This is a genomic window from Gemmobacter sp., from assembly GCF_016792925.1.
In the GTDB taxonomy this organism is placed as follows: Bacteria; Pseudomonadota; Alphaproteobacteria; order Rhodobacterales; family Rhodobacteraceae; genus Gemmobacter.
In genome coordinates this window covers 1-9,267 of the sequence record NZ_JAEULU010000044.1, presented here as the reverse complement: position 1 = coordinate 9,267, position 9,267 = coordinate 1, and the positions used below count along the sequence as shown (strand labels likewise).

Annotated in this window: 10 protein-coding genes and 1 pseudogene; 9 read left to right on the top strand and 2 right to left on the bottom strand. The window is 66.7% G+C overall.

Annotated features, from left to right (window positions below; translation table 11 throughout):
- Positions 1 to 120: 120 nt before the first annotated feature.
- A complete protein-coding gene (locus tag JNN06_RS02300) occupies positions 121 to 2,343 on the bottom strand; it encodes a primosomal protein N' (protein WP_291237982.1) in 2,223 nt (740 codons plus the stop codon).
- A 60-nt stretch (positions 2,344 to 2,403) separates the two neighbouring features.
- Here JNN06_RS02300 and fsa point away from each other — a divergent pair, with 60 nt between their 5' ends.
- From fsa to JNN06_RS02280, 4 genes are all read left to right on the top strand, one after another.
- Positions 2,404 to 3,057 carry a fructose-6-phosphate aldolase gene (gene fsa / locus JNN06_RS02295; protein ID WP_291237981.1) on the top strand — a complete coding sequence of 218 codons (654 nt, stop codon included), beginning with the start codon at positions 2,404 to 2,406 and terminating at the stop codon, positions 3,055 to 3,057.
- 187 nt (positions 3,058 to 3,244) lie between these two features.
- On the top strand, positions 3,245 to 3,937 hold the full coding sequence (locus JNN06_RS02290; RefSeq protein ID WP_291237980.1) for a DUF484 family protein: 693 nt from the start codon (positions 3,245 to 3,247) through the stop codon (positions 3,935 to 3,937).
- Complete coding sequence (locus JNN06_RS02285; RefSeq protein ID WP_291237979.1) at positions 3,934 to 4,857, top strand: tyrosine recombinase XerC; 924 nt, start codon at positions 3,934 to 3,936, stop codon at positions 4,855 to 4,857. The genes JNN06_RS02290 and JNN06_RS02285 overlap by 4 nt, the downstream gene beginning before the upstream one ends.
- Positions 4,858 to 5,185: 328 nt before the next feature.
- Positions 5,186 to 5,884 (top strand): CDP-alcohol phosphatidyltransferase family protein, encoded by a 699-nt coding sequence (locus JNN06_RS02280; RefSeq protein WP_291237978.1) that lies wholly within the window; start codon positions 5,186 to 5,188, stop codon positions 5,882 to 5,884.
- A 165-nt stretch (positions 5,885 to 6,049) separates the two neighbouring features.
- Here JNN06_RS02280 and JNN06_RS02275 read toward each other — a convergent pair whose 3' ends face one another.
- Positions 6,050 to 6,487, bottom strand: coding sequence for an RbsD/FucU domain-containing protein (locus JNN06_RS02275; protein WP_291237977.1), 438 nt, complete (start codon positions 6,485 to 6,487; stop codon positions 6,050 to 6,052).
- Between the two features lie 67 nt (positions 6,488 to 6,554).
- On the opposite strand from JNN06_RS02275, the gene JNN06_RS02270 reads away from it, so the two are divergent.
- The 5 genes and pseudogenes from JNN06_RS02270 to JNN06_RS02250 all read left to right on the top strand — a co-directional run.
- Complete coding sequence (locus JNN06_RS02270) at positions 6,555 to 7,169, top strand: hypothetical protein (protein WP_291237976.1); 615 nt, start codon at positions 6,555 to 6,557, stop codon at positions 7,167 to 7,169.
- The gene (gene ybgC / locus JNN06_RS02265) at positions 7,166 to 7,561 is read left to right on the top strand and encodes a tol-pal system-associated acyl-CoA thioesterase (protein WP_291237975.1); all 396 of its coding nucleotides are present in this window, start codon (positions 7,166 to 7,168) and stop codon (positions 7,559 to 7,561) included. Before JNN06_RS02270 ends, ybgC begins: the two co-directional genes overlap by 4 nt.
- Positions 7,562 to 7,710: 149 nt before the next feature.
- Entirely contained in the window at positions 7,711 to 8,400 is a 690-nt protein-coding gene (tolQ, locus tag JNN06_RS02260) for a protein TolQ (RefSeq protein WP_291237974.1), read from the top strand.
- Positions 8,401 to 8,403: 3 nt separating this feature from the next.
- The gene (locus JNN06_RS02255) at positions 8,404 to 8,904 is read left to right on the top strand and encodes an ExbD/TolR family protein (protein WP_291237973.1); all 501 of its coding nucleotides are present in this window, start codon (positions 8,404 to 8,406) and stop codon (positions 8,902 to 8,904) included.
- A 10-nt stretch (positions 8,905 to 8,914) separates the two neighbouring features.
- A pseudogene (locus tag JNN06_RS02250) lies at positions 8,915 to 9,267 on the top strand (cell envelope biogenesis protein TolA); the annotation flags it as partial.

Below are 9,267 nucleotides of genomic sequence, written 5' to 3'. Positions count from 1 at the left end.
AGCACCCGCCCCCCGCAGGGCGGGCGCTGGCCGGTGGCTTTGGGCCACCGGCCCAAACTCGCCCACGCTTCCACATGACCTCGGCAATGGCCTCGGCCAATCCCTGAAAGACCATCCCCCTCAGAAAAAGCTCTGCGGATCAATATCCACCGCCACGCGCACATCGCCCGGCGGTTTCAGCTGCGAAAGCCAGGCCGCAATCGCGCCCTGGATCGGCGCGGTCTTCTCGGCCTTGATCAAGAGCCGCACCCGATGCCGCCCGCGCACCCGGGCAATCGGCGCCGGCGCCGGGCCGAACAACTGCGCCCCGATCCGCTGCAACGGCCCATCGCGCCGCGCCAGTTCCGCCCCGAAATCAAACACCTGCGCCACATCTGTGCCCGACAGCACAATCCCCGCCATCCGCCCGTAAGGCGGCACGCCCGAGGCCCGCCGCTCCGCCGCCTCGGCCCGCCAGAACGCCTCCTCATCGCCGCCCAGAATGGCGCGGATCACCGGATGCTCGGGCTGGTGGGTTTGCAGCAGCGCCAGCCCCTTGCGGTCGCCCGCCCGCCCGGCGCGCCCCGCCACCTGCCGCATCAGCTGAAACGTGCGCTCTGCCGCCCGCAGGTCCGACCCCTGCAAGCCAAGGTCCGCATCAATCACCCCCACCAGCGTCAGCAGCGGAAAGTTATGCCCCTTCGCCACGATCTGCGTGCCGATGATGATCTCGGCCTCGCCGCGCGCGATCTCCTCGATCTTGGCCTTGAGCGCACGGGCCGAGCCGAACAGGTCCGAACTCAGGATCGCCAGCTTCGCCTCGGGAAACCGCTCCGCCACCTCCTCGGCCAGCCGCTCCACCCCCGGACCCACCGGCGCCATCCGGCCTTCCACATTGCAAGACGGGCAGGCCACCGGCACCGGCTTCGTCGCCCCGCATTGATGGCAGACCAGGCGGCCCAGAAACCGATGCTCCACCATCCGCGCATCGCAGGCGTCACAGCCCACCTGATGCCCGCAAGCCCGGCACACCGTCACCGGGGCATAGCCACGGCGGTTCAGAAACAGCAGCGATTGCTCGCCCTTGGCCCGCCGCGCCATCACCGCTGCCGCGAGGCCCTCCGAAATCCAGCGGTTCGCCGCCAGCTTCTCGTTGCGCATGTCGATGGCGCGCATGTCGGGCAATTCCGCCGCCCCGAACCGGCTGCCCAGATCCAGCCGCAGATACTTGCCCTGATCGGCATTCACCCAGCTTTCAAGGCTGGGCGTGGCCGAGGCCAGCACCACCTGCGCCCCGCAAATCGCCGCCCGCAGCACCGCCATATCGCGCGCATTGTAATGCACGCCCTCATCCTGCTTGTAGGAGGTGTCGTGTTCCTCATCCACCACCACCAGCCCAAGCTGTTGAAATGGCAAGAAAAGCGCCGACCGCGCGCCCACCACCATCTGCGCCTGCCCCTCGCTGACCATGCGCCAGACCCGCCGCCGCTCAGTCTGGGTCACGCCGGAATGCCACTCCGCAGGCCGGGCGCCAAAGCGCGCCTCCACCCGGGTCAGAAACTCCGAGGTCAGCGCAATCTCGGGCAGCAGCACCAGCGCCTGCCGCCCCTGCCGCAGACACTCTGCCACCGCCTCCAGATACACTTCCGTCTTGCCCGAGCCCGTCACGCCCTTCAACAGCGTCGTGCCATAGCCGCCCTGCGCTAACGCTGCCACCAAGGCATCCGCCGCCGCCACCTGATCGCCCTGCAATTCCGCCCCGGCGCGGGCGATCAGATCGGGGAAGGGCAGGTCGCGCGGCGCGTCGGTCTCCACCAGCACCCCCGCGCTCACCAGCCCCTTCACCACCGAGGAGGAACAGGCCGCCGCCTCGCACAATTCGCCCAAGGTCACCGCCGCGCCTGCGAAATCACGCAAAGCCTCGATCACCCGCAGCCGCGCATCGGTCAGCTTGTTCGGCACCGGCCCGCCCAGGCGATACAGCCGCCGCATCCCCGGCGGCTCGCCCAAACCCGGCGCGCGGGTCGCCAGCCGCAGCATGGCGGGCAGGGGGGTCAGCGTGTAATCGGCGGCGCGGGCCAGAAACTGCCGCAGCTCCGCCCGCATCGGGCGCGCCTCCAGCACGCGGGAAATCGCCCGCAGCTTCGCCGCGTCAAACGTGCCATCGCCCGCGCCCCAGACCACGCCCAGCATCTTGCGCGGCCCCAGCGGCACTTCCACGAAATCGCCCACCCCGCAGCCGCCCTCCGGCGCGCGATAGTCCAGACAGCCGGTCAGGCTGCGCCCCAGCGTTTCGGTCAGCATGACGCCGACCCGCTCGCCCGGTGCAAAGACCCGCTCCACCCGCAATCCTTCCTTTCCCATTCCGCCCCATTGGGCTAATACGCCGCCGAGAGCGCCTGCAACCCCGGAAGGACTGCCCCCATGAAATTCTTCGTCGATACCGCCGATGTGGATGCCATCCGCGAGCTGAACGACCTTGGCATGGTCGATGGTGTCACCACCAACCCCTCGATCATCCTGAAATCCGGCCGTGACATCATGGAAGTCACGCGCGAGATCTGCTCGATCACCTCCGGCCCGGTTTCCGCCGAAGTGGTCTCGATGAATGCCGAGGCGATGATCGCCGAGGGCCGCAAACTGGCTGAAATCGCGGAAAACATCACCGTCAAAGTGCCGCTGACCTGGGATGGCCTGAAGGCCTGCAAGGTGCTGTCGGGCGAGGGCAAGATGGTGAACGTGACGCTGTGTTTCAGCGTCAATCAGGCGCTGATCGCCGCCAAGGCCGGCGCCACCTTCATCTCGCCCTTCATCGGGCGTCTGGATGACATCAACCTGGATGGCATGGAGCTGATCTCCGACATCCGCCAGGTCTATGACAATTATGGCTTCGAGACCCAGATCCTCGCGGCTTCGGTGCGCTCGGCCAACCATGTGGCGCAATGCGCGCTGGTCGGCGCCGATGTGATGACCGCGCCGCCCGCCGTCATCAAGGCGCTGGCCAATCATGTGCTGACCGACAAGGGGCTGGAGCAGTTTGAAAAAGACTGGGCCAAGACCGGTCAGAAGATCCTGTAATCTGCCGCCGCGCCCCCGGTTCACCGGCCGGGGGCGCCGCTTTCTCTGAATGTATACATGTATACATCACGCCGGAGCCGCGGCATTTCCCGCCGATCCCCCGCTGGAACCGAACATTTCCCCGCGACAAACCCGCCCGGATTTTGATAGTCTCTGCCAAAATCAAACAAACGGGCAGCATGACGTGATGATCGAACCGGACCTCCGCGACCGGATTCTGGAAAAGCCGGAAACCATTCTCGAAGACCGCGACCTGATGCGCGCCCTGATCGCCGCGAATGATCGCGCCATGGGCAGCAATGTGGTCGATCTGCGCGGCATCGCGATGGAGCGGCTGGAAAACCGGCTGGAGCGTCTGGAAGACACCCATCGCACCGTCATCGCCGCCGCCTATGAAAACCTCGCAGGCACCAATCAGGTGCATCGCGCCATCCTGCAAATGCTGGACCCGCTGACCTTCGAGGATTTCCTCAAAAGTCTGGCCAGCGAGGTGGCGCAAACCCTGCGCGTCGATTGCATCCGTCTGGTGCTGGAATCGGTGCAAGAGGCCGAAGACCCCGCGCTGCGCCGTCTGGGCGATGTGCTGTTCGTGGCCGGGCCGGGTTTCATCGCCGATTATGTCTCGGGCGGGCGCAATATCTCGCTGCGCCCGGTCACCCTGCGCCAGACCATCCCCTCCTCGAACCTGATCTATGGTGAGACCGCCGGCTGGATCCGGTCCGAGGCCCTGATGCGTCTCGATTTCGGCAAGGGCCGCCTGCCGGGCCTGCTGGTCATGGGCTGCGAAGACCCGCATCACTTCAAGCCCACCCATGGCACTGATTTGCTTGCCTTTTTCGCGGGCGTGTTCGAGCGCACCATGCGCCGCTGGCTGTCGTGACCCTCGCCATCTCCCCCGCGGCGCGCGACGCGCTGGAGGCGTGGCTCACCCATCTGCGTGCCCTTGATGGCCGGGCGGAGAAAACCGTGGCCGCCTATGGGGCCGATCTGCGCGGCTGGCTGGGCTTTCTGGCCCAGCATCGCGGCGGCACCGAGGGGCTGGCCGGGTTGATCGACGTGCCGGTCAGCGATCTGCGCGCCTGGATGGCGCATGAGCGCACGCGCGGCGTGGCCCCCCGCTCCATCGCGCGGGCGCTGTCGGCGGTGAAGGGCTTCACCGCCTGGCTGGCCGACCGTCACGGCGGCGATGCCACCGCCGTTCTGCAAACCCGCGCCCCGCGCTTTCAGAAGAAACTGCCGCGCCCGCTGTCGGTCGATGCCGCCGCCGAGGTGCTGGACAGCGTGGGCGACGATGCCCGCACCCCTTGGGTTGCCGCCCGCGATACAGCCGTGGTCACCCTGCTTTACGGCTGCGGCTTGCGGATTTCCGAGGCGCTTGGTCTCACCGGCGCCGAAAATCCGCTGCCGCAGGTCTTGCGCATCAGGGGCAAGGGCGGCAAGGAACGCCTCGTCCCCGTCCTGCCCGCCGCGCGCGAGGCGGTGGCGGCCTATGTGCATCTCTGCCCCTTCGACCTCGCGCCCGATGCGCCGCTGTTTCGCGGCACGCGCGGTGGCCCGCTGAACCCGCGCCTGATCGCGGCCGCGATGGAGCGCACGCGCAACCGTCTGGGCCTGCCCGCCACCGCCACGCCCCATGCGCTGCGCCACAGCTTTGCCACGCATCTTCTGGCCGAAGGCGGCGATCTGCGCAGCATCCAGGAGTTGCTGGGCCACGCCTCGCTCTCCACCACCCAGACCTATACGGCAGTGGATGCCGCCCGGCTGATGCAGGTCTATCGTGACAGCCACCGCCGCGCGTGACGGCCGCAAATCGCGGCAAATCCGGTGCAAAACCCCTGAACCTGCCCAGGAAACCTCGCCACCCTGCCCCTGGCCCGGCTCCAGTGCCGAATCGGCCCGCGATGGAAGCGCGACAGGTGCCACATCTGCCGATCCGGCGCCGCTTCGGCGGCCTTGCCACGCCGCCCTGGCCGCGCCGCATCACAGCCGGACCGCCGCCCGCGCCCCGGCCATCCCTCAACCCTGGCGCGCCAAAATCGGACCAATTCGGCGGCACCCGCGCCATTCCCCGCCGCCGCCGCCACTCTGGCAATTGCTTTGCGGTGGCATTTGGGGCAAGCACAAGGACATGACGCCTCGTATCAAAGCCCTGCTCGTCCACCTGTTCACCGCCACCGGCGCCGTGCTGGCCATGCTCGCCATGCTTGCCGCCGTCGAAGAGAAATGGGACATGATGTTCCTCTGGCTCGTCGTCGCGCTGTTTGTCGACGGGCTGGATGGGCCGCTGGCCCGCAAATATGATGTGAAGACCAATTGGCCCACCTATGATGGCGAGCTGATGGACCTCATCATCGACTATCTGACCTATGTGTTCATCCCGGCCTTCGCCCTGTTCAAATCCGACCTGCTGCCGGGCTGGACGGGCTGGCTCGCCATCATCGTCATCACCTATGGCTCGGTGGTCTATTTCGTCGACACCCGGATGAAGACGAAAGACTGGTCCTTTGCCGGGTTCCCGGCCTGCTGGAACATGTTCGTGCTGGTCATGTTCGCGCTGAAACCCTCCGAAGGCGTCATTCTGGCCTTCGTGATCGCGCTGACGGTGACGATGTTCACCAACCTGAAATTCGTGCATCCGACCCGCACCCAGCGCTGGCGCGCAGTCACCCTGCCCATGTCGATCGCCTGGACCCTGATTGCCGGCTGGGCCGCCTGGGTGGATTTCCACCCCGAAAGCTGGGCGCATTGGGGGCTGGTCATCACCTCGCTTTACCTGACCTTCGCGGGCATCGCGCAGCAAATCATCCCCGAACGCAGCGCCGCCTGAGCGCGCGCAGGGGGCGCTCGCGCCCCCTCTTGGCCTCGCGGCCAATTCACCCCCTGAGGATATTTTTGAACAGAAAATGGGCAAAATACCCATTTCATTTTCTGTTCTCAAATATCCCCGGGGGAGTCTCCGCAGGAGACGGGGGCGGGAGCCCCCAATCGGCCCTCAGAACACCACCCCCATCCGCAGGATAAAGCAGCCAAACGCCCGGTTCTCGACCGTGCGCACGCAGGCGAAGGCGCGCGGGGCATGGGCGTAGAAGGCCTGCCGCTCCAGCGAGCGGATGGCCGCGCCCTCGGGCAGGGCAGGGCGCAGCACGTCCAGCGCCGCCACATGCACCGGGTCGGGCGCAGCCCCCGCGCCATCGCGCTCCATCCACAGCGCGGCGTAATCGGTAAAGCCGTCCAGCGGCATCAGCCCGGTGATCAGCGCCAGCCCGGCCACCACATCCAGCCCCGGCAGATCGGCCACCCGCCCTGTCCGCGTCGGCACCGAAAAGGCCGGGTAATTGCTGTCCACCACCAGCAGCTCGTCGCCATGCCCCATGCGCATCAGCACATCCATCAGGTCCGGCGTCACCCGCGGATCAATTCCCTTCAGCATTTTCGCCTCCCCGTTGAGCCTCGCGCTAAATCGCGCTATGCCGCCGCCATCTTGCAAGGGGGCCAGCATGGACGCAACGGCGGTCGAGGCGATGTTCACGCGCAGCACGGGCGATTATCTTTGCGCCCGCTGGGGCCGGCCCATCGTGCCCATCGTTTTTGGCGTCGATGATGCCACGCTTTCGGTGGTGAAGGGTGCCATCGAGGCGGTGGTTCTGGTCGCCGGTCACAAGATGGCCGAGACCGACCCCGAGCTGGGCGCCAATCTCATGATCTTTTTCTTTCGCGGCTGGATGGAGCTGCCGCGCGTGCCGGGGCTGGATCGCCTGATCCCCGATCTGGGCCCGCTCTGCGACCGGCTGGAGGCGCAGGGCGCCAACCAGTATCGCGCCTTCCGCTTTGACGCCGAGGGCGCCATCAAGGCCGCCTTCGTCTTCATCCGCATGGATGAGGCCCTGGCCGAGCTGCCGGCCGAAACCCTCGCCCTCTCGCAGGCCGCGCAGGTGATCCTCTTGTGGTCCGACCGCGCCTTCGCCACCACCTCGCCGCTGGCCAAGCTGGGCGAAACCGTGATCCTGCGCCCCGAAATTTCCGCCCTGATCGCCGCCGCCTACAGCCCCGCCTTGCCGCCGGTGAGCCGCGATCCCAGCCACGCCCTGCGCCTGGCGGCGCGGATGGCATGACCCACACCCACCCCCTCCGCGTCTATTACGAAGACACCGATGCCGGTGGCATTGTCTATCATGCCAATTACCTGAAATTCTGCGAACGCGCCCGGTCGGAATGGGTGCGGGGCCTGGGCATTGACCAGCGCGCCTTGAAGGCCGAACAGGGCCTCATCATCGTCGTCCGCCGCATGGAGGTCGATTTCCTGCGCCCGGCGCTTTACGATGATGCGCTGACCGTCACCACCGAACTTCGCAGCCTTGGCGGTGCCCGGATCGACCTTGCGCAAGCCGTGCTGCGTGGCGCCGAGACCCTGTTCACCGCCTCTGTCACCCTGGTCTGCGTCGGCCCCGATGGCCGCGCGCTGCGTCTGCCCGATGACCTGCGCGCCGCTTTGCAGGCCCCGTGACCGTGGCGCACTTGCTGCATTGCGGCAATTGCATGGGCGAATTGTGGCCACATGACGAGGATGTGTTGGCAATCCCCCTCAAATCGCGATAGAATCACTGGTAATAGCGGGTCGATACGAACCCGGACCAAACGAGCAGGCGTAAAGACATGGAAACCTTAGCGGCAGCGCCGGAAATTGATTTTTCCCTGCTGGGCCTTTTTCTGCGGGCAACCGTCACCGTCAAACTGGTGATGATCGGCCTTCTGGTGATGTCCTTCTATTCCTGGGCCATCATCATTCGCAAACACATCATGTATCGCGCCGCGCGCGCCGAGGCGGCGGTCTTCGACCAGGCCTTCTGGTCGGGCGAGCCGCTGGACGAGCTGTTTGAAAAGATCGGCCCCGCCCCGGAAGGCCAGAGCGAAAAGATCTTTGCCGCCGGCATGATTGAATGGCGCCGCAGCCACCGCGCCGATGGCGGCCTCATCGCGGGCGCGCAATCGCGCATCGACCGCGCCATGGATGTGGCCATCGCCCGCGAGAGCGAGCAGCTGAATTCCGGCCTCTCCTTCCTGGCCACCGTCGGCTCCACCTCGCCCTTCATCGGGCTGTTCGGCACCGTCTACGGCATCATGCACGCCTTCACCGAGATCGCGGCCACCAAGAACACCGACCTTGCGACCGTGGCGCCGGGCATCGCCGAGGCGCTGATGGCCACCGGCATCGGCCTGGTCGCCGCCATTCCCGCCGTGGTGTTCTACAACAAGCTGAACGCCGACAGCGAACGCATCCTGGGCGGCTATGACGCTTTCGCCGACGAATTCGCCACCATCCTGTCGCGCCAGCTGGACGCCTGATCCATGGGGGCCGGGGTCGTCAAGAAATCGGGCGGGGGTGGCCGTCGCGGCCGCCGTCGCGGCAATTCCGCCGCCATGGGCGACATCAACATCACGCCCTTCGTGGATGTGATGCTGGTCTTGCTCATCATCTTCATGGTGGCCGCGCCCATGATGAATGTGGGCGTGCCGCTGAAACTGCCGGAAACCGCCGCCGCCTCGCTGCCGACGGAGCAGGAAGAGCCGCTGGTGATCTCGCTTTCCGCCGATGGCGGCATGTTCATCATGAATGCCGAGGTGCCCGAGGCCGAGCTGATCCCGAAACTGGTCGCCGTCGCGGGCGAGCGCACCTCGAAAAAGGTGTTCATCCGCGCCGATGGCGCCATTCCTTACGAGCGGGTGGCGCAGCTGATGGGCGCGCTGAACGCCAATGGCTTCCGCGAAATCGGTCTGGTGACCGATTCCAACGGCCCGACGCTGGGCGGGGCGCAGGGTGGGGCTTCGGCCCCGCCGAACGAAGGCTGAGGGGCGCTTTATGCTGCGCGATATGGACAGGAGCCTTGTTGTCTCCGGCGCGGGTCATGCTGCGCTGATCCTGTTCATTTTGTTCGGGGATTTTCTGTTTGCGCCCCAGCCCTCCGAGGTCTTGCCGCCTGCGGGGCTGGATGTGGATGTGATCAGCTCCGAGGCTTTTGGCACCCAGGGCGACCCGGACTCGCTCAGCCGCTCGGACCCGGCGCCGGCCGAGGAAACGCCCGCCACCGCTGCGCCCGACAGCTCGCCGCCGCCACCAGCGCGGCCAGAGCCGGAGCCAGCGCCAGAGCCAGAGCCGGAAACCGTGGCCGAGCATCCACCCGCGCCGCAGCCAACCCCGGAGCCGCAGCCCGA